Genomic DNA, 25,058 nt, shown 5'->3' with positions numbered 1-25,058 from the left:
GCGATCAACCCGCTCGTCTTGAGAAAGGAGCATGACATGCCGGACGGGCTCATGATAAACACGCAGGCAGAGGGCCGGATTCTAGAGATAGTTTTGGATCGGGTCGAACGCGGGAATGCTCTGTCTGCTTCAATGTACCGTGAGCTGACCAAAGTAATAAAAGATGCGGAGAACGATGCCTCCATCGGCGCGCTCCTCATTCGCAGTAGTCGCGAAACTTTTTGCATGGGCGGCGACATATCTAATGATCGCGGTAAGCGTGACCCTCATTACAGCGCTGCGATTCACGACTTCACCGAGCAGTGGTTGTCAAGGAGCATTCCAACAGTGGCGCTGGTCGACGGCGCGGCTCAAGCGTACGGATGTGCCCTCGCTCTTAGTTCAGATCTTGTGTTTTCGACGGAAAAAGCCTGGTTCGCACTGCCTGAACTGTTGCACGGACTTGTACCCGTGTATGCACTAGCGGTCTTGAACGCGTCGGGGCATGCCGTGGCCGGAGCTCGAATGATGTGGCAGGGCAAGCGTTTCTCGGGCAGAGAAATCGGTAGCTTTGCCACTAATGTCGTGCTGTGCGCCTCGATCCAGGAGGCGGAAGAAGGCATTGCAAATACTTTCAGCGGATGGATGGGTGGGAATGTGGACTCGCTAAGGCGCGCAAAGCGGTTCACCAACAACGCCAATGACACAAACAGGCACAAGATCTTGTCCGGGGCCCACGAAGCGCTCCAACAGGCCCTAGCCAATGCTGACGAGGATCCAGGAAAAGCGCAGTCGTACCTGTCGGCAGACGACTCAGACGAATAGCCCCGAGGGTATCACCCATGAAGCTGTTATGACCAATTCAAAGGTAGCGCTGCCGGCTACGAAATCAACGTTGTGCGCTAACGATTGCCATACCGAAAGTCGCCTTCACTTTGCAATCCTAGAGGCGCACTTTCAATGTATTAGAAAGCGCACGGCGCCCTTTATCTAAAAGTTCCGATACTGCCCTGGGGTGTCGTAACCCAGCCAGTTCCTAGAAAAGATAAATCTGGCATTACTGCCAACCGCCCTCATTGGGCGAGGCGGGACATATGGCTATTGATCAAGTAGTCGCGACGGTGCGACCGTCGCAGGACCGCCTCAGACTTTAGAACCAACTTAAATTTCTAGCCACCTTGCTCAAGATGGCTGGCGCACATCGAAAGGCAGCTTGTAATGAAGCAAACTGTGCTCGACAGAGCTCAAAAGAAGGCATTTCGCCGGTTAATGCCATTCGTGGCACTGCTCTTCGTGGTAAACCAACTCGACCGCATTAATATCTCGGTAGCAGGACCCAATGGTATGAACGACGAGCTTGGGTTGACTGCTGCGCAGTTCGGCCTTGCGTCCGGACTCTTTTTTGTCGGCTACATGACACTTGAAGTTCCCAGCAATCTTGCCCTGCACCGGTTCGGGGCCCGGCGATGGCTTGCGCGTATCGTCGTCACATGGGGAATCGTGGCGACGGCCCTGACTTTTGTTCCAAATGCAGAATGGCTATACGGTCTTCGCATACTCCTGGGGATGGCTGAGGCTGGATTTGCACCCGGCATCGTGGTCTATCTGACATACTGGTTCACCCGCGAGATGCGTTCGCGGGCCACCGCCTTTTTCTTGCTGGGTATTCCTGTCGCGGCCGCCTTCGGCGTTCCATTTATGACCCTGATTGGTGTGCAGATGGACGGGTTCCTCGGGCTTGACGGTTGGCGTGTGATCCTTCTGATAACAGGTCTGTTGGCTGTGCTACTCGGTGTCATGTGCTGGTTCTACCTGACAGATCGACCTGCGGATGCGCAGTGGCTGACAGCCGAGGAAAGTCAGGTGCTGACTGAGGCATTGGCCAATGAGACACCGGAAAAAGCGGGTAATCACAGCATTCGCAAGGCCCTACTTAACGGGCAAGTGTGGCTACTCGCAGTTGCGCCATTCCTGGTTCTCTACTCTATGTTCGTCGTGACGTTCTTTTTGCCAACCCTGCTCAAAGACATCAATGCCCGTGAGTCTCTCGGCCTTAGCAGCGTGCAGGTGGGTCTCCTCTCTGCAATTCCGTGGGCCATCGGCGGCGCGGGTATGCTCTTTTTCGCCTCCAGGTCGGACAAAAAGAGGGAAGTAACCAAACACTTCGTTGTGGCCACGACTATCGGCTCAATAGGCTTCTTTTTCGTTGCCATGTTTGGTTTGGACAACCCGTATATCGCTCTTGCAGCGCTAACGGTGGCCATGGTCGGGGTGCTTGGATCCCTTACTACGTTCTGGGTTCTTCCGTCGCGTCTCTATACGGGCGCCGCCGCGGCCGGCGTAATAGCCCTTATCAATGCCATTGCCAATTTTGGCAGCTTTCTTGGCCCATACTCGTTTGGTGTGCTCAGTGACGCCACGGGCGGATACAGGGGCGGTCTGATTATCGTCGCCGTCGCCATGCTGCTTGCGGGACTTCTCATCGCATTGCGGTTTCGCGACCTTGGGAGAGCCCCGAATGCCGAACGCGTCGGCAGCGTCTCCAGGACGACCGACGATGTTCCGGAACCCCTAGTTCATCAAGCAAAATACCCTATAACGGCGGAGGGGACGCCTCGACAGGTGTTTCCGCGGGAGGATGACTAATGACACTGCCTAAGTCTGTCGTGGTGCGTGAAGTAGGCGCGCGTGAAGGTATGCAGATCGAGAAGGGACCAATCCCGACGGCGGAGAAGATCCGTCTGGTGGACCTTCTGTCTGAGTGCAACTTCCCGGAGATCGAAGTTACCTCTTTCGTCTCACCAAAGTGGGTGCCGCAAATGGCGGACGCCGAGCAGGTCGCAACAGGGTTCACCCGGAAGCCGGGCACCGAATACACCTGTGTTTACCTGAACAAGCAGGGTCTCGAACGCGCACTCGCAGTCGGCACTCTGGACGTCAAGGCCGCGGTGATCGTCTCGGCCAGCGAGGAGTTTTCCCACAAGAACATGAGACGGTCCACCGAGCAGGTGCTTGCCGACATCCCGGATTCGCTCGCGGTCGCTCGCGATGCGAACGTCCCCGTGTCCTACCTGTCGGTCGCGGCAGCCTTCGGCTGTAACTACGCAGGAGACGTCGACCTGGGCGCTGTGATCGATCGCTTCACGCGTGCGCTTGCAGTAGCAGCGGACGCAGGTGTCCATATCCCCACTTTGCTTTTGGCGGACACCATGGGATGGGCCAACCCCGAACAAATTCGTCGCACCGTCGGTGAAGTTCGAGAGCGTTGGCCGGAACACGATATTCGGATGCACCTGCACGATACCCGTGGCATGGGTATCGCCAACGCGTACGCGGCGATGCAGCTGGGAGCACATGACTTCGACGCTTCAGTCGCAGGGTTGGGCGGATGCCCATTCGGCGGGGACCACGGCGCTGCCGGGAACATCGCCACGGAGGAGTTCGTGCACATGTGCCACGAAATGGGAATCGACACCGGGGTCGACCTTGACCGCCTTATCGACGTCGCCCTCCAAGCCGAGTCCATTGTTGGACATTCCCTTCCCGGAAAAGTAATGCGGGGACGCGCCCTACAAACGTATCGCTGAGTTAGTCCGGCTGCCCCCGAGTCCGGTGGCGCGGCGTTTTCCCGACGCGCTACAGGGAATATTGCAACGGGGGAGCTAGTGCGCCTTTTCGCGCTGCTGGGTATCGACACAGGCGTCGGTCCTGAGTCACTAATGAATATTGCACGCGGTCCAATACGGAGCGCGGTCGGTCACCGGCTCGAGTCCTCGTTCGAGCCGGTGACCCGCGTGGGTCCTGTACTCGCCCCCGTCCGGCAGCTAATTGCAACAGATAAAACTGACGTCTCCACGTCCAGACCTCTCAGCAAAAAGCCGATTTCTCGACCGAGCAGCATGCCGCTAGCCCCCGGATAAGGGTGCTCGGCACAGTCCTTCCGAAGGACCACAATCAGAAACAACTTCGATGAAAAACATGATCTACAAGCGTTCCCTGCCAAGAGGGCAAGGATGAGCGGTCCAGGAGTGGGTTGTCTTGGACCGCACTTTCGTGTTGGTTCGGGGCTTCGTCCGGTGGCTGGCGCGCGCCGTGATCGAATGTGCTGTCAGGCTCTCACGAAAATTAGCCAACCACGGGCGATGAGAACCCGGCTTTGGTGCGGTGCTTCGTGCGGCACAGCCGTGCGGTGTGGTCAACCGGTTGTTGGGCCGGTTCGAGGACGACGGTGTAGCCCAAAGGCTTGGAGCTGATTGATGGCGCGTGCCCGTGCTTTGGCCGGCTGGATTATGGGGTCGAGGGTCCCTGTGGAGCTCGCCGGTGGTGAGCATGTTCCAGACAACGATGACGATCGAATGTTCAAGGCGACGAGGGCTTTCATGATCAGTCCGTGCGGCAAATCTTCCGTACTTGGCTCCGAAATGCTTTTTTGTTCGATCTGCACATGGCTAGTACCACGATGCCGAGGGCTCCTTAGGCACATGGGTGAGCAATTGGTTCATTAGGAGCTGGACTAACTGACTAACAGCGATCGCCTCCACTACGAGTTGCTGAAAAGAATCAACGCCAAGCCAAGCGTGTACCACGGGTAGATCGCCCATTTCGCTGGTCAGCTCGAGAAGCGGGGTCGTGCCCACCGTCGACCGGGGCACGTCCAGGCTAAACACCTGGCGGCTATGCAGTATCGCTCGAAAGGTCCGGCACCGTACTGCATCCATGCACATGCGCAGTTCGTTCCCGAGGTCGCGGAATTCGGGGACAAGCCACCTTGTCCAGGGGTTGTAACGGCTTACCTACACAGTTCCGCCACCGGTAAGGCCAGTGCGCCGAGGATCGCAACCGACCGGACTCTGGTGTTCGTTGCGGCTGCACGCCAACGTGGGGCCGGATTGCTGATTTCTTGACAGTCACTGTCTTCTGAGTCACAGTTTATGCATGCTGTCGGACGTTCTGGATCCAGAGAGCAGAATCTATGTAAGCGAGGTCCTGATGCAGTTCGCCCTTCGAGACTTGACGATCGGAGAGGTTCTCTCGACCCAAGCAGCACGACACCGTGACAAACCGTGCTTGGTCTTCGAAACAGTCAGTTTCAGTTACCAGGAGGTAGAGCTGGAAACCAACAGACTCGCTAACGGCCTGAGTTCAGCTGGAGTTGATTTCGGCGATCACGTAGCGGTTATGTTGGGTAACGGTCCAGAGATTTTGCTCTCAATTTTTGCTTTAGGAAAACTGGGCGCCGTAGCCGTCCCGCTGAACACATCGGCGAGAGGCAAGGGGCTGGCCTACAATCTTGATCACGCTGATGCCACCACGCTGATCGCTGACGCACAGTTCCTTCCGCATATCGCGGCGATCATCCATCTGACTTCCTCTTTGAAGCGCTTGATCATCGTCGGTGAACCGCCCTCTGGCGCCGACCTGCCTGCTGATCTCATTGTCTTGAAGTTCAACGATCTGAGGTCCAGCAATACACTTGCGCCCAAAACTGAAGTGAGATACAACGATCAAGCCTTCCTTATGTACACCTCAGGGACGACCGGCCCATCGAAGGCCGTTATGTACACACACGCGTACGCCCTTACGTGGGCCGGGGGGTTCGCCGATGCACACAGCTATCGCAGCGACGACATCATGTACGTATCGATGCCCTTGTTTCATGGGAATGCTTTGCATTCCGCCACTTATGGGTGCTTATTGGTCGGAGCCACAGTCGTCATAAAGCCTAAGTTTTCGGCATCCAACTTTTGGCGTGACGTATATGTCTACGGTGCGACTCTGACGAATCTATTAGGTTCGATGGGTGATATTCTCTGGAATCTTGACGTATCCGAATATGAGCGTAAGAATACGCTTCGTCAAATCATGGCGGGACCCATACCAGACCGCGGTCGTCAAATGGAAGAACGCTGGCACGTCCAGCTAGTGTCGTGTTTTGGGTTAACGGATTTCGGCGTTTCAAATTTTTCGACCATGGATGATCCGGCTGACAAGTTTGGATCTTGCGGACTGGTGTCACCTCATTTCGAGGTACGAATCGTTGACGATGACGATTTCGCGGTAGCAGACGGACAACTTGGGGAGATTGTCCTGCGCACAAAGACGCCATGGCACAGCGCCTCGGGCTACTACAAAATGCCAACCGAAACAGCGGCTAGTCTGCGGAATCAGTGGTTCCATACCGGGGATTTAGGAATTTGCGACGCAGACGGATTTTTGTACTTCAAGGATCGAAAAAAGGACGCCATCCGCAGGCGCGGTGAGAACATATCTGCGTTCGAGGTCGAGCAGGTGTTGATGGACTACGAGGGCATTGCGGAAGTCTGCGCCTATGCGGTAGCGATTGACGGAGACGAAGAAGTCGGAGTTTCGCTTATTATTACACCAGGCCATAACTTCGTGCCGGCTGATCTAATTAAATGGTGTGAGGGGCGAATGTCATATTTCATGGTGCCGCGATTTATCGATACACGCGAAGACCTGCCGAGAACTGAGAGCGGAAAAATTCAAAAGCATTCGCTTCGCCAGGATGCGCAATCAAACGTCAAGCAGTTGTGGGACCGCGTGTCGGAGGGAGTCGAGGTTGGTCGACTATGACGCATCTCGAAAAGATAGCCGCGGGATTCCATTTACTGGAGGGGCCGGTCTGGGATCCAACTTCCGGTTTGGTATTCGCCGACGCCGAGGGGGGTGGGGTGTTTGGTCTCAACGAGGCTGGAACTGGCCCCACCACTGTCGTGCAACACCGACGAGGAATTGGTGGTTTGGTGCGTCATCAGGCGGGCGGTCTTGTCGTATCCGGTCGTAATGTCGCATACAAGGGAACCGATACATCGTCGACGGTCGTTCTGTTAGACAACACCCCTGAAATAAGTGGAATGGTCGGATTCAGCGATATGTGTGCCGATGCATCGGGCCGCGTGCTGGCCGGTATGTTAGGGTCACGACCCACCGAGGAGAACCATCTCTCCGACCACGGGAGTCTTTGGCTCATCGACTTGGACGGATCCGCCCGATGTCTAATACCGACACCTAAGGTTCGGCACACCAACGGTTTGGCGTTCTCACCAGACGACACCAGCCTCTTCTATGCGGATTCTGGTCAGCGGGCTGTCTTCGTATATGACTACGACGTTGATTGCGGCCGCGTCGGCAAACCACGTCTGTTCGCCACGATGGACGCTGGCATCCCTGATGGGCTAGCGGTTGCGGCTGATGGAAGTGTCTGGGTAGCAAACGCGTTCGCATCCCGTGTGCTTGTTTTCGGTCCTGGCGGAGACCTGCAGCGCACCATCAATGTGCCCCAGGAAATTGTGACCAACGTTTGTTTCGGCGGCACTGCAATGGACGAGATATTCATCACCACGGGGTCCTTGAACCCGGCTGAGCGTGTCGGTGCTGTGTATCACCTGACCAACGACATCCCTGGATTGCAAACCCACCAAGCAAAGTGCCCCGTGCTGGTAGGAGCGACGCCCCCAGCTGTGTCCCCGAAGGAGGATGACTAATGACACTGCCTAAGTCTGTCGTGGTGCGTGAAGTAGGCGCGCGTGAAGGTATGCAGATCGAGAAGGGACCAATCCCGACGGCGGAGAAGATCCGTCTGGTGGACCTTCTGTCTGAGTGCAACTTCCCGGAGATCGAAGTTACCTCTTTCGTCTCACCGAAGTGGGTGCCGCAAATGGCGGACGCCGAGCAGGTCGCAACAGGGTTCACCCGGAAGCCGGGCACCGAATACACCTGTGTTTACCTGAACAAGCAGGGTCTCGAACGCGCACTCGCAGTCGGCACTCTGGACGTCAAGGCCGCGGTGATCGTCTCGGCCAGCGAGGAGTTTTCCCACAAGAACATGAGACGGTCCACCGAGCAGGTGCTTGCCGACATCCCGGATTCGCTCGCGGTCGCTCGCGATGCGAACGTCCCCGTGTCCTACCTGTCGGTCGCGGCAGCCTTCGGCTGTAACTACGCAGGAGACGTCGACCTGGGCGCTGTGATCGATCGCTTCACGCGTGCGCTTGCAGTAGCAGCGGACGCAGGTGTCCATATCCCCACTTTGCTTTTGGCGGACACCATGGGATGGGCCAACCCCGAACAAATTCGTCGCACCGTCGGTGAAGTTCGAGAGCGTTGGCCGGAACACGATATTCGGATGCACCTGCACGATACCCGTGGCATGGGTATCGCCAACGCGTACGCGGCGATGCAGCTGGGAGCACATGACTTCGACGCTTCAGTCGCAGGGTTGGGCGGATGCCCATTCGGCGGGGACCACGGCGCTGCCGGGAACATCGCCACGGAGGAGTTCGTGCACATGTGCCACGAAATGGGAATCGACACCGGGGTCGACCTTGACCGCCTTATCGACGTCGCCCTCCAAGCCGAGTCCATTGTTGGACATTCCCTTCCCGGAAAAGTAATGCGGGGACGCGCCCTACAAACGTATCGCTGAGTTAGTCCACTAATTTAAAGGTTTCGTATACAACTTTTCGTGATGTAAAACGTTTAAAAAACGGTCAGGAACAGACATGACGCAATACAATCTATCTACTTCAGACGCAGGACCGAACTCCGGACCGGACGCGCCAGTGCCCAGTCAGACCAACCGTCGAAGAACAGTGGTATCAAGTGCGCTGGGCACCACAATAGAATGGTACGACTTTCTCCTGTATGGCTTCCTGGCGCCCGTCGTGTTCAATCAACTGTTCTTCCCGACATTCGACCCTGTAGTCGGCACAATTATCGTATTCTCAACACTGGCCGTGGGGTACGGTGCACGGCCAATTGGGGGTATCGTATTTGGCCACTTCGGCGACAAAATTGGTCGGAAGAAGATATTCATGGTGACTCTTCTGTTGATGGGAGCTTCCACGATAGGAATTGGTTTGCTGCCCACCTACGAAACGATAGGCATATGGGCGCCCATACTCTTGGTCGCGCTTCGGTTTTGTCAAGGAATTGGCGTAGGTGGTGAAACGGGAGCCGGTACACTTCTAACCCTTGAAACGGCTCCGGATAACCGGCGTGGCCTGTATGGGTCAATCGTCATGGCCACCGCCAGTGTTGGGGTCATACTTTCTGTCGGTTCCGTCGCCTTGTTGAGTCTGATGCCGCGGGAAGATCTACTTTCTTGGGGATGGCGTATGCCATTTCTGGGCAGCATTATCCTAGTTGTAATCGGGGCCTACATCCGGCGCCGAATCACCGAATCGCCGGCCTTCCAGAAGAAGCAACAGATTGTAAAAGTTCCTGCTCTTGAGGTCTTCCGTACTGCATGGAGGCCTACTCTTGCCGGCATCGCCCTGGCAATGGTTGCTTCCACCCTCTACCACCTCGTTGCAACTTTTGCACTGTCGATTGGGCCTCGGAACTACGGTCTGTCGGTGACCGGACTTACCGTAGCCACCATGATTGCGGGCGTTGTTTCGCTGATCACGATTCCCCTCTGTGGTCGCCTATCCGACTCGGGCGGACGAAAACGCAACTACTACATCGGTATTCCGCTCGCAATGGTAACGGTTACGGTTTACTTCCTGTACCTACTGCCGTCGCAGAATATTCTGCTTGTGGGATGCGGGATGGTAGTAGCTATCGGAGTGGCGCAGGCACTGATGTACGGCGTTGAGGGTGCACTCATTTCCGAGAACTATCCGACGGCCGTACGCTTCTCTGGGTTCTCAATTGCAAAACAAATTGGAACGCTGTTGGGCGCAGGATTCTCACCTCTGATTGCATCGACCTTGGCTGCCGCGTTTGCTAACAATGCTTGGGCATACATCATCTTTTTTGGAGTGGAGGCTGTAATTGCCCTAGCCGCACTTACCCTTATGAAAGAAACCTACCGCGCTCCTCTGCAACCGGCAGTTCCCCGGTAACCGGACCACGCGTACAGCTCGAATCTCTGGTCCAGTTGACGTGCCGGCTTGGGCTGGTCATCGGGAGAGGGCGTAGTGAGAGCTGCGAGTCCCAGGGCCCGCTGGACAAGCCTCCACGAGGCAGGGATCGAGGACGCCGCCACCGTCTCTCCGTGCCCCACCGATCACCTCGCAACGTAGCGTCACGGATCCAGCGGGTGGACCCGGCCGCCCGCAGGACCTGGGCTGTATTCGGGCGTATGTCTGCCGCCGGCACAAGTACTCGTAGCGGCTCTTGCCCGAAGGGGGTGCACCTCAGTGCCGGCGACGTGGAAATCGGGCCCTTCGCAGATGAGCGTGGTTAGGGCCTGTTGGCGGCCATGAAAAACTGCCCGTAGATGGCCATGGAATTGCCCGCTGAGGCGGATTCCAGGGGTCGATGCAACACCCGAGGTCAGTTGGGTATCAGTAAAGCACGACGACGTTCGGCGGGAGTGTCCCAGGCGAGTGTTTCGCGTGGTCGTGCGTTGAGTTCTTGGGCGACGTGTTCGAGGTCCTCGGGCCCGTAGACGCTCAGGTCGGTGCCTTTGGGGAAGTATTGGCGGAGTAACCCGTTGGTGTTTTCGTTGGACCCTCGCTGCCATGGGCTGGCAGGGTCGCAGAAGTAGACGTCCATGTCGGTGGCGAGGCTGAACGCGCTGTGCTTGGCCATTTCGGCGCCTTGGTCCCAAGTGAGGGATCCGCGCAGATGTGCGGGCAGGGTTCCCATGGTCTTGATCAGCCCGTCGCGGACTGATTCCGCAGTGTGGTCCACCGGAAGGTGCACGAGCATGACATAGCGCGTGGTGCGTTCCACCAGGGTTCCGATCGCCGACTGGTTGTGGGTTCCGGTGATCAAATCGCCTTCCTTACGGTGTTGTTGTGGGTGATTTCGGAGCTGTCGTAGTGTTTCGATCACCCTCGGGCGGCGGGCATGGCAGAGATCGCCCTGCCGCTTGGACGGCTCACTGGGAATGGCCGCCCGCTGCCCGCCGATGACTCGACCGCTGATTGAGACTTACGACATTGATCGTTGGGTAAGGACGTGCCGGCGTGGTTATCGACAGGGCCAACGGAAATTGGAGCTGATCGAAGGGACCTAAGATATGCCGGCAATCTGGGTAGGAATCGACTCGGGCAAAAGAGCCCATCATTGCGTCGTGATCGATCAAACGGGAACGGTACTGCTCTCGAAACGGGTCGAAAACGACGAGACCGTGCTCCTCGAGCTCATAGCCACGATTGCTGACATTGCGGCCGGCGGTGAAGTCTGTTGGGCCACTGATCTGAACGCCGGCGGCGCCGCGCTGCTGATTGAGTTGTTGGCAGCGCATGCACAGAAGCTGCTCTATATCCCCGGACGGATCGTGCATCACGCCGCAGCAACTTACCGCGGGGATGGCAAGACCGACGCGAAAGACGCTCGGATCATCGCTGACCAAGCGCGGATGCGCACCGACCTCCAACCCGTTCGCGGCGCGGACCAGATAAGCGTGGACCTGCGGCTCCTGACCGCCCGCCGCACGGATCTGATCTGCGACCGTGTCAGGGCGATCAACCGGCTCCGTGCCACTCTGCTGGAGTACTTCCCTGCGCTCGAGCGTGCGTTCGATTACTCAAAGAAAGCGCCCCTCATCCTTCTCGGTCGCTACCAGACCCCCGAGGGCATCCGGCGGACAGGCCTGACCCGGCTCACCGGCTGGCTGAAGAAGCGCGGCTGCCGGAACAGTGCCAAGATGGCCGAGAAAGCCCTAATAGCCGCGAACTCCCAGCACACCGTCCTCCCAACCCAGACCACAGGCTCTGCCCTGGTCGCCCGGCTGGCCGAGCAGATCAGCACTCTCGATGCAGAAATCGACGACGTCGACGCCCAAATCACCGAGCTGTTCCGGCAGCACGACAGCGCCGATGTTCTGCTGAGCATGCCCGGTTTCGGGCCCGTTCTTGCAGCGACTTTCCTCGCGAGCATTGGCGGCAACCTGGACGCGTTCGAATCCGTCGACCGGCTCGCCAGCGTCGCGGGCCTGGCCCCGGTCCCACGTGATTCCGGACGGATCAGCGGAAATCTGCACCGGCCGCGTCGCTTCAACCGCAGACTCCTGCGAACCTGTTACCTCGCCGCCCTCTCCAGCCTGAAAAACAGCCCGGCCTCGCGAATCTACTACGACCGGAAGCGCGGAGAAGGAAAGTCCCATAAACAGGCCCTCATCGCCCTCGCCCGGCGCCGCATCAACGTCCTCTGGGCCATGCTCCGCGACCACACCCCCTACCAGGAACCAATCCCAAGAATCGGCGCTCAAGCGGCTTGACAGAAACATTGAGATTCCCAATGCCCGGGCAGGGCGCGGTCCTCAACCTCCGCGGGACGTTCAGAAATGTTGATCATCGGGTCCCGGAATCGGATGGTCCGTTCCTCCGGGTTCTTGCGCTGCCTGCGGCGGGTGCGTCCGGTGCGCAGGGCCTCCTTGACCTCGCGTTTGTGTCCGCCGCGGGCCTGAAGGTAGAGGGCCTGGTAGATCGTTTCGTGGCTCACGCGCATGACGGGGTCATCGGGGAATTCCTTGATCAGCGAGCGGGAAATCTGACGCGGGGACCAGCGAGTGAGGAGCTTTGCGTACTCACGCAGTTTCCCGGGTTCTGCCAGCTCACTGTCCTTGGGTCGTGCCCGGGCGGCGGTGGCGGCCCGGTGGGCGCCGTAGGGTAGGTAACCCAGCACCGCGTGGCTGTTGCGTTTGATCTCCCTGCTGATCGAGCCCTGGTTCCTGCCCAGGTCCCGGGCGATGGCACGGATCGACGCGCCTTTAGCGAGCTGGTCAGCGATCCTCTCGCGCTCGGGCAGGGACAGATACCGGCTGCAGATGGGCTGTTCCAGGGCGCCCAACGCCACCGGCGCGGGTGAAGGCTCCGCCGCAGCCGCCGTCAGTTCCGGCGCCGCTGCCAGGGCGCGAGGTTCCGCAAATGTCGTTGTCACCTCCTGTTTATACGGCAGATCTGGAGCACTGATCCTTGCAGCGATCGTGTCGCTGTCGGCGATGGGTCGTTGCCTGTCCCAAAGGTAGGAGCTTTGTTTGCTGGCCCCGACCGCCAGGGCAGCGTCTCTGCGGCTCACGCCTTCGTGGCGCAGGCGTAGGTCGCTAAGCTGTTTCTCTGATGGGCGTCGTGGTTTGGTGGAGGTAAGACCGGCATCAGCGGCCCAGTTGGAGCAGGTGGAACGGTTCATGCCGAGCTGCCTGGCTGCCACGGTGACGCTGCCGACATCCTGCAGCACGCGCAGGAATTCCTCGATCACCGCCGGTGAGTAGCGCTGCGTGGGCCCGGCGTTCGTGGTTCGGTTTGTCCGTTTATTCCTGGGCGCCGGCTTGATCCGGCCCGCCCATGTGTTCGCGGTGCTGGTATTCAATCCGACTTCTCTGGCCGCCTCCACGACGTTTCCGGTCCGATCCAGAACGGCATAGAACTGGTCTTTGTCAGCCTGCGAATACTGGCGCTTGCGCCGGATCCCGGCAGCGTTGGCCCACTTCTGGCATGTGCTTCTGTTGAGTCCAAGCTCCTTCGCCGCCTCGGCAACGGTTCCCAATCGTGCCACGGCAGAAAGAAAATCGTGTCTTTGTGCCGCGGTATGGGATTCCTGCCGGCGCTTTGCAGGTGCTTCGGCAGGGCGGACCGACTGCTTTGTGCAAGGAGATTTCTTGGCCGTGAAAGAGCTATTTCCTGATGGTGATTCCATGGTGTTGCAACTCCCGATTTTTCGGGGGCGTTGCAATGATCGCTAGAACTCGCCCAGCGGGCAGAAATGCTGGCCGCCTATGGGCAATTCCTAATGGCCGTTGACAGGGCCGTCTGACGCTAGGGCCGGGAGTGTGTTCTGATGCCGTTGCGGCGTGGTGCGGGAGGAGTGAATGTGTCAACTCAATTGGAGCCCACCTGGACGGCCCGAACGGTGGCCTTCTTGTCGGTACCGCACCACTGCCAGCCGAGCACATAATCCCCCGGACACAGCAATCAGACAGAACCACGAACCCACAAGATCCCACGACCTGGCTAGGGTGTACTTGACCCGGTAGCCCGTCTCGGCCGCGGCGGTGCCGAGGCCGATGAGCACGCGTGGGTTGCCCTGCTGACCCCTTCCACCTGATTTAGTTGGCGAACCCGGCCATGACAGAGACTTGGCAGAACACTTCCAGCAGGGTTAAGGGCCGGGGCGCGCAGCTGAAAGGTCTTGGCAGACCGCGTGTTGTGGCGGCGACAAGCTCGGCCCCGGGACAGCCCTCCGGCTGGGGAGGTCTTCGCCGGAGATTGTCGTCCAAAGATTCGACCAGTGACCGTCGACCGTGCTGACCGAGGGTGATTTCATGGCTGGGCCCCAAAGGGTGAGCTGGCCTCGAGCCGGGCGGACTGTTTGTGGGTGAGGGATCCCGGCGCGGCACCCGGCCTTCGGGCGTGTGCGTTGCGCTTCTTCTTGCCGCGCCGGGAATTTTTGACAGGTTTGTCGTCGTGGGCTGCTGGGACAATGCAGTGTGCGCGTCGCCCCGCAGCTGCCAGGGCGTTAGCCGTGGGTGAAGTTGGGCTGTCTCTTTTCGACGAAGGCGCGCATGCCTTCTTTTTGGTCAGAGGTGGCGAACACAGAGTGAAAAATCCTGCGTTCGAAGAGGACGCCGCTGTCCAGTGGCATTTGAAATGCAGCATTCACTGCCTCTTTTGCCAGCATTACGATTGGCGCGGACTTCTCGGAGATCGCCTTCGCAGTTTCCAAGGCATCTTCCAGGAGCCTGTCGTGAGGGACGATCCTTGCTACGAGACCGATGCGTTCAGCCTCGGCCGCGTCGATGGTGCGGCCCGTGAGGATCATCTCCATAGCCTTTGCCTTGCCGACGGCGCGCGTCAGCCGCTGCGAACCGCCCATGCCAGGTATGACGCCCAGTTTGATCTCCGGCTGGCCAAATCGCGCTGAGTCAGCTGCAATGATGAAGTCGCACATCATTGCCAGTTCACAGCCTCCGCCCAGCGCGTGGCCAGCGACGGCAGCAATTATCGGGGTCCGCACGGCGGCCAGGCCGTCCCAGCCCTGCAGCCAATCGTCCAAGTACATATCCATGTAGGTCCGGGAAGACATCTCCTTGATGTCGGCGCCTGCGGCGAAGGCGCGATCGGATCCGATCAGAAGGATGGCACCTGTATCGGGGGCCTTGTCCAAGCTTCTGGCAGCGGATACCACTTCTTGCATGAGTTGAAGGTTCAGTGCGTTGAGGGCCTCCGGCCGATTCAGTGTGATGACGCTTACACGTCCAATTTGCTTTACCGTGATGGTTCGAAAATTCATGCTCTTCCTCGAAGGAGGCTGCGATGTCGCAACTAGGCGTGGGTGTGGTTTCCAACCGGTACTGACCGCTCTTCGGGCCCGTTATAGGCGCTTAGCGGGCGGATGAGGGAGTTGGAGGCGGCCTGCTCCATGATGTGGGCTGTCATGCCGGTGATGCGGCTGGCGACGAAGATCGGGGTGAAGGTTCGGGTGTCGAAGCCCATGAGGTGGTAAGTGGGGCCGGCCGGGTAGTCGAGGTTGGGTTTGATGGCCTTGGCCTCATCCATGGCGGTCTCGAGCCCGTTGTAGAGTCCCAGCAGCTCAGGTCGGCCGTAGTGGGCGATCATCTTGTCCAGAGCCGCCTTCATCATGGGAACCCGGGAGTCGCCGTGCTTGTAGACGCGGTGGCCGAAGCCCATGATTTTCTTCTTCTGCGCCAAGGCGTCCGCCATCCACGCCTTAGCGCGGGTGGCGGCTTCCTCCAGGGATTCCTCGGGCCGAATTCCGATTTCGTCGAAGGTGTGCATGACTGCTTCGTTTGCGCCGCCGTGGAGGGGACCTTTGAGGGCTCCAATGGCGGCGGTCACGGCAGAGTGCAGATCCGAAAGGGTGGAGGTGACCACACGGGCGGTGAAGGTCGAGGCGTTGAAGGAATGCTCCGCGTAGAGGATCATCGAGACGTTGAAAGCTTCGACGACCTCATCCACGGGGTCTTCGCCGAAGGTCATCCACAGAAAGTTGGCCGAATAGCCCAGATCGTCGCGGGGCTCCACGATGTTCTGGCCGCGCCGGCGGCGCTGGTCATAGGCCACGACTGCCGGCATCGCGGCCCAGAGATCAATGGCTTTCTTCATGTTGACTCCGGGCGAAGAGTGCTCCGCCAGCGGGTGCCGTGCTCCGAGCACCGAGGCGGCAGTGCGGCAGACGTCCATGGGGTGGGCGTCCATGGGTAAGGCGTCGATGATGGTCTTGAGTGCCGGGTCGAGGGCCCGGCCCGCCTTTTCGCGGGCGGTGAACCCGGCGAGCTGGTCCTCGGTGGGCAGTTCGCCGTTCCAGAGCAGGTAGGCAACCTCTTCGAAGCTGCACTTGGCGGCGAGCTCCTGGACGGGGTAGCCGCGGTATAGCAGTGAGTTCGTGTCGGGATTGACCTTCGACACGGCGGTGTAGTCCACGACGACTCCGGTGAGGCCCTTTTTGATATCTGTGTCAGTCATGCTGAACTCCTTCGTTGCAGTCCTTGTACTAGCGAATGTCGGGGATTTGGAAGTCGAAAATGCCGGAATCGAACTTGTTGTAGGCCTCGTAGTCCACGAGGTCATACAGCCGTGCACGGGTGAGCATTTCCGGCACGCGCACCTGCTGGGTGCCCAGGCTCCTCAGCGTGTCCAGGACCCGCTCGGCGGCGCCCATGGCACTGCGGAGCAGGGTCACCGGATAGATCACCATGTTGACGCCCACGTTCTGCAGTTGGTCTTTGGTGAACAGGTCGCTTTTGCCGAACTCGGTCATGTTGGCGAGGATCGGCACGTCGACGGCGTCCCGGATGGCACGGAATTCGTGCAGGTCACGCATGGCTTCGGGGAAGATGGCGTCAGCCCCGGCGTCGACCAGTGCCTTTACCCGGTCTTTGGCGGCTTGGAGTCCGTCCACGGCCCGGATGTCGGTGCGCGCCATGATGAGGAAGTTCGGGTCCCGGCGGGCATCGGCTGCCGCGCGGATCCGCTTAGTGGCGGTGTCCAGGTCGACGACGTTCTTGCCGTCCAGATGGCCGCAGCGCTTCGGGTTGACTTGGTCCTCGAGGTGGAGCCCGGCCAGGCCGGCGTTTTCGATTTCCTGGACGGTGCGGGCCACGTTCATGGGTTCGCCGAAGCCGGTGTCGGCGTCCACGATGGCGGGCAGGTCGGTCATGCGGGCGATCTGCCCTGCCCGGGTGGCGACCTCGGTGAGGGTGGTGAGGCCGATGTCCGGCAGACCAAGGTCATTGGCGAGGACGGCGCCGGAGATGTAGACCCCGGCGAAGCCCTTCTCCTCGATCAGTCGGGCGGAGAGCGGGTTGAACGCTCCGGGGAACTGCTGGATGGCGCCGGAAGCCAGCAGTTCACGCAGCCTGACCCGCTTCCATTCCGGGGTGGTTTTTGAGTACAGCATTTAGAACAGCCCCTTCGGTGCCGCACTGAGGTCGATGACGCCTGGGGCGGCGATGATGTTGAGCTGGTCGAGTTCGCCGGCGGCCAGCTCCGGGAGGCGTTCGACGGCGGCGAGGAACCTCTCGATTTCGGCCTCCTCCACCAGCCCTGCGGCGAGGGTGCGGAACTTGTTCACGTACTGCTCCCGGGTGAACGGCCGGGCGCCCAGCGGGTGGGCGTCGGCCACGGCGATCCAGTCCGTGAACACGGTGCCGTCGGCCAGGGTGATCTCCACGGAACCGCCGAAGGCCTTCTCGGAGATGTCCAGGGAGTGGTAGCGGCGGGTCCACTCCGGGTCCTCCACCGTGGACACCTTCTGCCACAGCTCCACCGTGTCCGGCCGGGCGGCACGTTCCGGGGAGTAGGAATCCACGTGGTGCCACGCCCCGTCCTGCAGCGCGACAGTGAAGATATACGGGATGGAGTGGTCCAGGGTCTCCCGGCTGGCCGTCGGATCGTACTTTTGCGGATCGTTGGCGCCGGAGCCGATCACATAGTGCGTGTGGTGGCTCGTCCGGATCAGCACTGACTGCACGTTCGCCGGATCCGTGACCTCCGGGTGTTCCTTGTTCAGCTTGCGCGCAAGGTCGATCCACGCCTGGGCCTGGTACTCAGCCGAGTGTTCCTTGGTGTAGGTATCCAGGATAGCGCGCTTGGCCTCGCCCTTTTCCGGCAGGGGAACCTGGTAGGAGGCGTCCGGGCCGTCCAGCATCCACGCGATCACGCCGTCCTCGCCCTCATAGATGGGAACCGGGGAGGTCTGTCCGCGCATGGACCTGTCGACGGCTTCGACGGCCATTTTTCCTGCGAAGGCCGGTGCGTGCGCCTTCCAGGTGGAGATCTCGCCCTTGCGTGACTGGCGGGTGGCGGTGGTGGTGTGCAGGGCCTGCCCCACGGACTGGAAGATGGTTTCCACGTCCAGGCCCAGGAGGGTGCCGATGCCGGCCGCCGCGGCGGGGCCGAGGTGGGCCACATGGTCAATCTTGTGCTTGTGCAGGCAGATCGCCTTCACCAGGTTCACCTGGATCTCATACCCGGTGGCAATGCCGCGGATCAGGTCCTGGCCGCTGGAGCCCACGTGCTGGGCGACAGCGAGGATCGGCGGGATGTTGTCGCCGGGGTGCGAGTAGTCCGCGGCGAGGAACGTGTCGTGGTAATCCAGCTCGCGGACCGCCACGCCGTTGGCCCATGCTGCCCACTCAGGCGACACCCGCTCGCCGATGCCGAAGACCTTGGCCCCTTTACCGCCGCTGGACGGGGCGTGCGTGAGCGCCTGGGCCCGGGCCGCGACAATGGGGGCGCGGTTCAGCGAGGCAATGGCCACCGAGGCGTTGTCAATGATCCGGTTGATGACCATGTCGGTGACGTCGGGCGTCACATCAACAGTGTCCCCTGCGACCACTGCGATCTTATGCGCCAGCTGCTCCTCACGGGCAAGGTTCTCTTCACTCTTGTATACGCGGACGGAATGCTTATTTTTCACGTTGATTCCTTCAAAGAATTGCGGATGACGGGCTTACGGACCGCGCAGGCGTGACACTTCGCGATGTGGTTGAGGAGGAGGGGGAGCTAGTTCCGGTAGAGCAGCAGCGCTTCGCCCTGTCCCCCGCCACCGCAGAGGGCGACCGCCGCCCGGCCTGCCCCGCGGCGGAGCAGTTCGTTGGCGGCATGAAGTGCTAGGCGCGCCCCGGAGGCTCCGATGGGATGGCCCAAAGCGATAGCACCGCCGTGTATGTTGCAGCGGTCCAAGGGAATTCCCAACTCGTTCAACGACTGAACCGCGACGGCGCCGAAAGCCTCATTAATCTCGATGAAGTCAAGATCTTCTGTCGTCCACCCCGCCCTTTCCAGTGCCGCATTAATGGCGTTCGAGGGCTGTGAATGCAGTGAGTTATCAGGACCAGCTACTTGGCCCGGGGCGCTGACGACGGCAAGGATCTCAAGTTGGAGTCGTTCGGCGTTGGCGCGGCTAGTGAGAACAAGGGCAGCAGCTCCATCCGAGAGCGGCGAGGCGTTTCCTGCTGTGATGCTGCCATCCGCGACAAAGGCGGGACGTAACTGGGACAGGGCCTCGACGTCCGTGCCGGGTCGTATTTGTTCGTCCCTGTCAAGAACCAGGGACTGTCCTTTCCTGCCGTGAACAGTGATAGGTACGATCTCGTCCTTGAACACTCCTTCGTCGGCAGCCTGGGCAGCTCGCCGATGGGACGCCGCTGCCACCTCGTCCTGTTGACGTCTCCCTATGCTGTGCACCTGATTGCCTCGTTCAGTCAGGATGCCCATAGAGACGCCTTCCTGCGCGTCGCTGAGGCCGTCGCGGACGAGTGAATCGACCATGTTGCCGCCGCCGTATAACCATCCTTGGCGCGAGCCAGGCAGCAAGTGCGGACTTTGACTCATGGATTCTTGCCCGCCGGCAACAACTACTTCCGCGTCACCGGCGCGGATGAGGCGTGCTGCATCTATAACGGCGGTAAGTCCGGACAGGCAGACTTTGTTTATTGTGGTCGCAGGTACCTTCCCGCCGATTCCGGCCCTGAGTGCCGTCTGGCGCGCCGGATTCTGTCCGGAGCCCGCCTGCACAACCTGGCCGATCACCACGGCATCTACCAGGCCCGGATCGATGCCGGCCTTTTCAAGTGCTCCGCTTACTGCTGCTGCACCGAGTTCTACCGCGGTCAGTCCCGCCAATTGGCCGTTGAGCTTGCCCTGGGGGGTTCGGGCACCGCCGATAATCACTACATCCTCCGGACGGGGAGGTATTTCATGTCCTGGTTTGTTGTGCATCATGCTTTGTCCTTTGAAATCAATGCTGATGTGCGGGCTACCGGGACGCCATTCGCAGCGCCCCATCCATTCGGATAATTTCCCCGTTGAGATAGTCGTGACCGATGATCGACAACGCCAGCTGAGCGAATTCCTCGGGACGCGCTAACCGTTTGGGGAATGTAACGTCGGCGGCAAGTGCTTGCCGGACCTCATCGCTGACGGAGGCCATCATGGGGGTCTCCACAATGCCCGGTGCAATGGCATTCACCCGTATTCCATACTGGGCAAGGTCCCTGGCCGCAGGAAGGGTGAGGCCTACAATGCCGGCTTTTGACGAGGCGTAGGCGGCTTGGCCAATCTGACCTTCGAAGGCAGCGATGGAGGCCGTGTTAATAATTACACCGCGTTGACCGTCTAAATCCGCCTCTGTGCGCGAGATGGCTTCTGCCGCGGAGGCGAGAACGTTGAAGGAGCCGACGAGGTTGACTTCGATGACCTTTGCGAAGAGTGAGAGGTCATGCACTCCTCTTTTGCCGAGGATTCGCATTGTCGGGAGAATCCCTGCGCAGTTGATCACTGTCCGCAGGGGCTTGTCGGCCGAGGCTTTTACAACCACGCCACGGATCTGGGCAGCGTCGGTCACATCGGCCTCGACGTACTCAACGCCGTCTACCGGCTGACTCTTTCCGATGGATTCGCCGAGGTCCACGGCAAACACGTTTGCGCCCCGTTCGGCGAGAACCCGGGCGGTGGCTGCGCCAAGACCTGACGCGCCACCGGTAACGATTGCTGCAGTATTGCTGAGCTCCATTTTAATTGCTCCTCCTTGTGGCGCTTGCTTCCGTGACAGTGCATGTGGTGATGCGGCTGTTGTTGGGGGGGGATGACAGGGGCTTTGTTCAGGCGAACGCCGAGATCCCGGTCAGTGCCCGCCCGACCAAGAGAGTGTTGATCTCGTAGCTGCCCTCGTAGGAGTAGATCGCTTCTGCGTCGGCGAAGATTTTTGCCATCTCGAAGTCCGTGCTGATTCCATTGCCTCCGACGATTGATCTGCCGAGAGCCACGGTCTTGCGCATCCGCTCTGTGCAGCTTGATTTTGCCAGCGCGGCATGGTCCATGGTGAGAAGGCCCGACTCTGTTAGGCGTGCGAGTTGGATCATCAGGGAAAGGGGACATGGTTGCGTTTCCGATCATGCGGGCCAGCTGGTCCTGAATGAGCTGGAAGGAAGCGATTGGTTTGCCGAATTGCTTGCGCTGGAGTGCATATGCCCTCGCAACATCGAATGCTGCAAACTGCTGGCCTACGGCCTGCCAGCTGACCCACACCCTTGAGTGAAGGAGGAGGGAGTTGGCATCCCGGAACGTTCGTGTTCCTGGCAGCCAGTTGGTGAACGGGATTCTGACGTTATCCAGAGTGATGTTGGCATTCTGAATGATGCGAACAGCTGCCTTGTTGGGAATGGCTTCAGTGCGGAAACCCTCGGTACCTTTCTCGACGATGAACCCTTTAATCTGATCGTCTGCTGTATCGCGGGCCCAGACCAGGACGTAATCCGCGAAGGTACCGTTGCCGATCCATCTTTTGTGCCCATTCAGAATCCATTCATCTCCGCTTCGGGTTGCAGTGGTTTCCATCTGCCTGGAAATGTCGGACCCGTGCAGGGGCTCGGTGAGGGCGAAGGCTCCTACTTTCTTGAGCGACAGCAAGTCTGGAAGCATGGTCTGACGATGCTCATCGGAGCCCAATTCGCGGATCGCTGTGGTGAACAGTTCGTCATGGACGCCAAAGAACGTGGACACGGAGGTATCCGCGCGTGCGAATTCCATCTGAATCAGTCCGGCCAATAGATGCCCATGGCTATTCAGTCCGGTCAGTTGCTGCTTGCCCAGTTTGGGCAGGAGCTCGAATGGGAATTCCGCTCGATTCCAAAAATCGACGGCGATGGGACGTACTTCTTGCTGGAAGAAGTTGCGGGCCTGGGCGAGCTGGGCCTGCTCGGCTACGGTGAGGAGGCCCGAAAGGTGAAGAAGATCCGCCTCGGGGTATGGCGGCAAGTTGTCCTGAACTTCTGGCGCTGCGGATGCAGGCGGGGGCCCTTTCTGGAGCACCGACATGGTTCCTCTTCTCTGACGTTTGGTTTGTTGTTTGACGGTTCCGGTTCGGGCACGGCCACGGGGGAGCTTGCCTATGGACTTGAAAGTTCGATGGGACGAAGCGTTTCCAGCCCGGATCTTTGTCCACGAGCTGGCGGCAGTTTCCTTCGCCTTGGGAGAGCCGAAGGAAACTGCCGCCGGCAAAAAGACTCACCCGTCGTCACATCTGTTCGGAGAGTGCGTCGATGTTGGCTGACTTCAACCGACGATCCGATCGGGATGGTCGGTCATCTGCCACATGGGAGCGGCCTTGTCGTGGCGGCCGTACTCGGGAGTTAGGTTGTTAGCTGTGGGTGGTTTAGAGCAGCGCCAGACCGGGTTCCCTGAGGAGCGCGGCTGTGTCTGCCAAGAGTTGTGAGCCCTGCTGTCCATCCATGATCCGGTGGTCAAAGGACAGTGCCAGTTGGAGGACTGATCGCGGCTCGATTCTTTCGCCTTGTTCGTCCTCTACGACCCAGGGGGTCCGACGAACTGTTCCTACCGCCAGGATTGCGGCCTCCCCTGGGTTGAGGATTGGTGTGCCGGTATCGATCCCGAAAACACCGATATTCGTGATCGTGACTGTGCCGTTGGTCATCGCCGCTTGCTCCGTCTTGCCCGACCGGGCTGTCAAGGCCAGGTCGCCGATCGCCGCCGCAAGTTCAGCGAGACCCAGGCACTGGGCGCCCTTGATGTTGGGCACGATCAGCCCCCTCGGGGTCGCTGCCGCGATGCCCAGGTTAACTTCGCGGAACTGGACGATTTCCTGCGCGGCCTCATCCCACTTCGAGTTCGCCTCTGGCGTCCGCTGAATTGCTTTTAGGAAGGCGCGCGCGACGAAGGCGAGCGGAGTGAGCTTGACGTCCGCAAACTCCCTGCGGCGGCCTATTTCCGACTTCAAAGCCAGCGTCCGTGAAATGTCGACCGTGACGAATTCCGTGACGTGCGGTGCTGTGAATGCAGACTGCACCATGGCAGCCGCAGTGTGCTTCCGCACTCCCTTGATTGGAATACGGATGTCGTCGCCAGCGACCGGCTTTGCTTGTGCCTGTAGGATACCGATCGGGGCGTTTCTGGCACCGTTGTCGGTTGCGTGGGCGCGGAGTACGTCTTCGCGGGTGCGTATTCCGTCAGCGCCGGTGGGTTCGATGGCATGCAGATCCATGCCGAGGTCTTTTGCCAGTTTTCTGACCGGCGGGCTCGCCTTTGGGCGCCCGGTTTCGGCAGGGGGCTGAGCGGCTGAACTTTCCAGAGCGCTGCCAGGGGCCGTTCGGGAGCGACGTCGTTTGCTTTGAATTTCACGTGCTCCATAGCCGACCAGGAGTTTGGGATCTTCCTCATCCGCGGCGGCTTTTGGCTGTGGCGACTTTCCTGGCCCTTCGGATCCGTCAGCAGGTTCAGGGGATGAAGTCGCAATACTGATGATTGGTCGTCCTACATCAACCGTTTCACCTTGTTCGGCCAGCAATTCGCTGACTTCACCTGCAAAAGGGCAAGGGAGTTCCACCAGCGATTTTGCTGTCTCGATCTCTACGATGGCCTGGTTAACCGTGACTTTGTCGCCTCGTTTTACAAGCCAGGTGACGATTTCTGCCTCGGTGAGGCCCTCACCCACGTCCGGCAGGGCGAAATGTTTTACATTCATGGTTCTTCTCGTCCGTTAGTAGTTGAAGCTGTGGTCAACCGCATCAAGGATTCGGTCCAGTCCGGGCAGCCACTCTTCTTCGAGCCCGCTTGGCGGATACGGTGTGTCGTATCCGATGACCCTGATCACGTGGGCCTCCAACGAGTGGAACGCCGCGTCCTGCAGCCGGGAGGCGATCTCGCCCCCGAGGCCTGCGCTACGAGAGGCCTCGTGAGCCTCCGTTAATCGCCCCGTCCGCTCTCCGGAATCGATGATCGTTGCAACATCGATGGAAGACAGCGACCGTGACCAACAGGTAGTTCAGGATCAGAGGCATGTCGAAATCCCGCAACCTTTTCGGGTGTGAAGGCAGGAGATGGTCGCTTGGCAGGCAGGGCACGCTGGACGCGCCTGGGTACTGAGCTGCCTCTGGTCCAGGTGGAAGGCATCGTCCGCTGCCACGTTGGGGCCGCTCATCAAAACGTCACACACCGGGTGCCTCCCTTGCCTGTCGGCAATATTGATTGATCTGATGCATAATCTTGAGATCTGCCTGTAGGTGTGGTCAACTTATTAGCAATTAACTAAGCATTGGGTATAGATGAGGGGAAACTTTGCGCGATTCAGCTGGACGAAATGATTAGTATCGACAGGCTCGACTCAGAGCTCCTGAAGAGGCTCGACAACAACGCCCGTACGGGCGTCGCAGACCTTGCCGCCCAACTGAGCATCTCCCGTAACACGGTCCTGGCCCGACTCCAAGGTCTGGAAAAGCGGGGTGTGCTCCAGAGATACAGGCCGGTTGTGGACCTAGAGGCAGCCGGCATCCCCGTGCAGGCATTTGTCGGTCTCGAACTCGATCAGCGGCGGCTGAGCACCGTCGTCGAAGCACTCAGACAGATCCCGGAGGTCCTCGAAGTCACGACCCAGGCCGGCAGGGAAGACCTATTGGTAAGAGTGGCATCCGCAACACTCCAGGAGCTTCAGGCTGCCGCAGCAAGGATGGTCGATATCCCCGGTGTCAGACACACGAATACAACCCTTACGGTGTCGACCCCCCTCCCCTATCGCGTGCAGCCGCTTCTTGACCATTTGACGAGGGACCTAGGCTGGGGACGTTCTACTCCGCTCCCCGACTGACCCAGCCCTGCCCGCCGCGCCGACGGCTGCATGACAAATTG

At 59.6% G+C, this 25,058-nt stretch carries 18 protein-coding genes and 2 pseudogenes; 9 read left to right on the top strand and 11 right to left on the bottom strand.

Annotated elements, in window-relative coordinates; all coding sequences use genetic code 11:
• The first annotated feature begins 36 nt into the window (after positions 1–36).
• From ABIE00_RS00945 to ABIE00_RS00915, 7 genes are all read left to right on the top strand, one after another.
• On the top strand, positions 37–804 hold the full coding sequence (locus ABIE00_RS00945; RefSeq protein ID WP_354255551.1) for an enoyl-CoA hydratase/isomerase family protein: 768 nt from the start codon (positions 37–39) through the stop codon (positions 802–804).
• A 393-nt stretch (positions 805–1,197) separates the two neighbouring features.
• Complete coding sequence (locus ABIE00_RS00940; RefSeq protein WP_354255548.1) at positions 1,198–2,625, top strand: MFS transporter; 1,428 nt, start codon at positions 1,198–1,200, stop codon at positions 2,623–2,625.
• Entirely contained in the window at positions 2,625–3,566 is a 942-nt protein-coding gene (locus tag ABIE00_RS00935; protein WP_354255539.1) for a hydroxymethylglutaryl-CoA lyase, read from the top strand. The genes ABIE00_RS00940 and ABIE00_RS00935 overlap by 1 nt, the downstream gene beginning before the upstream one ends.
• Before the next feature lie 1,348 nt (positions 3,567–4,914).
• Entirely contained in the window at positions 4,915–6,573 is a 1,659-nt protein-coding gene (locus ABIE00_RS00930) for an AMP-binding protein (protein WP_354255545.1), read from the top strand.
• Positions 6,570–7,484 carry an SMP-30/gluconolactonase/LRE family protein gene (locus tag ABIE00_RS00925; RefSeq protein ID WP_354255542.1) on the top strand — a complete coding sequence of 305 codons (915 nt, stop codon included), beginning with the start codon at positions 6,570–6,572 and terminating at the stop codon, positions 7,482–7,484. Before ABIE00_RS00930 ends, ABIE00_RS00925 begins: the two co-directional genes overlap by 4 nt.
• Positions 7,484–8,425 carry a hydroxymethylglutaryl-CoA lyase gene (locus tag ABIE00_RS00920; protein ID WP_354255539.1) on the top strand — a complete coding sequence of 314 codons (942 nt, stop codon included), beginning with the start codon at positions 7,484–7,486 and terminating at the stop codon, positions 8,423–8,425. Before ABIE00_RS00925 ends, ABIE00_RS00920 begins: the two co-directional genes overlap by 1 nt.
• A gap of 76 nt (positions 8,426–8,501) precedes the next feature.
• Complete coding sequence (locus ABIE00_RS00915) at positions 8,502–9,848, top strand: MFS transporter (protein ID WP_354255537.1); 1,347 nt, start codon at positions 8,502–8,504, stop codon at positions 9,846–9,848.
• A gap of 433 nt (positions 9,849–10,281) precedes the next feature.
• On the opposite strand, the pseudogene ABIE00_RS00910 reads toward ABIE00_RS00915, so the two are convergent.
• Positions 10,282–10,734, bottom strand: a pseudogene (locus ABIE00_RS00910) (IS30 family transposase); the annotation flags it as partial.
• A 238-nt stretch (positions 10,735–10,972) separates the two neighbouring features.
• On the opposite strand from ABIE00_RS00910, the gene ABIE00_RS00905 reads away from it, so the two are divergent.
• Entirely contained in the window at positions 10,973–12,175 is a 1,203-nt protein-coding gene (locus ABIE00_RS00905) for an IS110 family RNA-guided transposase (protein ID WP_354255535.1), read from the top strand.
• On the opposite strand, the gene ABIE00_RS25915 is transcribed toward ABIE00_RS00905, so the two are convergent.
• The 10 genes and pseudogenes from ABIE00_RS25915 to ABIE00_RS00845 form a co-directional block, all read right to left on the bottom strand.
• Positions 12,163–13,452, bottom strand: coding sequence for an IS30 family transposase (locus ABIE00_RS25915; RefSeq protein ID WP_502914178.1), 1,290 nt, complete (start codon positions 13,450–13,452; stop codon positions 12,163–12,165). The genes ABIE00_RS00905 and ABIE00_RS25915 overlap by 13 nt on opposite strands.
• Before the next feature lie 960 nt (positions 13,453–14,412).
• Positions 14,413–15,186 carry an enoyl-CoA hydratase gene (locus ABIE00_RS00895; RefSeq protein ID WP_354255533.1) on the bottom strand — a complete coding sequence of 258 codons (774 nt, stop codon included), beginning with the start codon at positions 15,184–15,186 and terminating at the stop codon, positions 14,413–14,415.
• A gap of 32 nt (positions 15,187–15,218) precedes the next feature.
• Positions 15,219–16,379, bottom strand: coding sequence for a bifunctional 2-methylcitrate synthase/citrate synthase (locus tag ABIE00_RS00890; RefSeq protein ID WP_354255531.1), 1,161 nt, complete (start codon positions 16,377–16,379; stop codon positions 15,219–15,221).
• A gap of 28 nt (positions 16,380–16,407) precedes the next feature.
• Positions 16,408–17,313, bottom strand: coding sequence for a methylisocitrate lyase (gene prpB, locus ABIE00_RS00885; RefSeq protein ID WP_354255529.1), 906 nt, complete (start codon positions 17,311–17,313; stop codon positions 16,408–16,410).
• Entirely contained in the window at positions 17,314–18,834 is a 1,521-nt protein-coding gene (locus ABIE00_RS00880; protein WP_354255526.1) for an MmgE/PrpD family protein, read from the bottom strand.
• An 86-nt stretch (positions 18,835–18,920) separates the two neighbouring features.
• Complete coding sequence (locus ABIE00_RS00875; RefSeq protein ID WP_354255523.1) at positions 18,921–20,141, bottom strand: acetyl-CoA C-acetyltransferase; 1,221 nt, start codon at positions 20,139–20,141, stop codon at positions 18,921–18,923.
• 34 nt (positions 20,142–20,175) lie between these two features.
• Complete coding sequence (locus ABIE00_RS00870; protein ID WP_354255520.1) at positions 20,176–20,931, bottom strand: SDR family NAD(P)-dependent oxidoreductase; 756 nt, start codon at positions 20,929–20,931, stop codon at positions 20,176–20,178.
• Positions 20,932–21,019: 88 nt separating this feature from the next.
• Positions 21,020–22,235 (bottom strand): annotated as a pseudogene (locus ABIE00_RS25910) (acyl-CoA dehydrogenase family protein).
• 337 nt (positions 22,236–22,572) lie between these two features.
• Entirely contained in the window at positions 22,573–23,898 is a 1,326-nt protein-coding gene (locus ABIE00_RS00850) for a dihydrolipoamide acetyltransferase family protein (protein ID WP_354255511.1), read from the bottom strand.
• Positions 23,899–23,913: 15 nt separating this feature from the next.
• Positions 23,914–24,177 carry a transketolase C-terminal domain-containing protein gene (locus ABIE00_RS00845; protein ID WP_354263234.1) on the bottom strand — a complete coding sequence of 88 codons (264 nt, stop codon included), beginning with the start codon at positions 24,175–24,177 and terminating at the stop codon, positions 23,914–23,916.
• Between the two features lie 336 nt (positions 24,178–24,513).
• Here ABIE00_RS00845 and ABIE00_RS00840 point away from each other — a divergent pair, with 336 nt between their 5' ends.
• Complete coding sequence (locus ABIE00_RS00840) at positions 24,514–25,017, top strand: Lrp/AsnC family transcriptional regulator (RefSeq protein WP_354255508.1); 504 nt, start codon at positions 24,514–24,516, stop codon at positions 25,015–25,017.
• The last annotated feature ends 41 nt before the right edge of the window (positions 25,018–25,058 follow it).

Source organism: Arthrobacter sp. OAP107 (assembly GCF_040546765.1).
Classification (GTDB): Bacteria; Actinomycetota; Actinomycetes; order Actinomycetales; family Micrococcaceae; genus Arthrobacter.
This window is presented reverse-complemented; position numbering and strand designations above follow the sequence as displayed.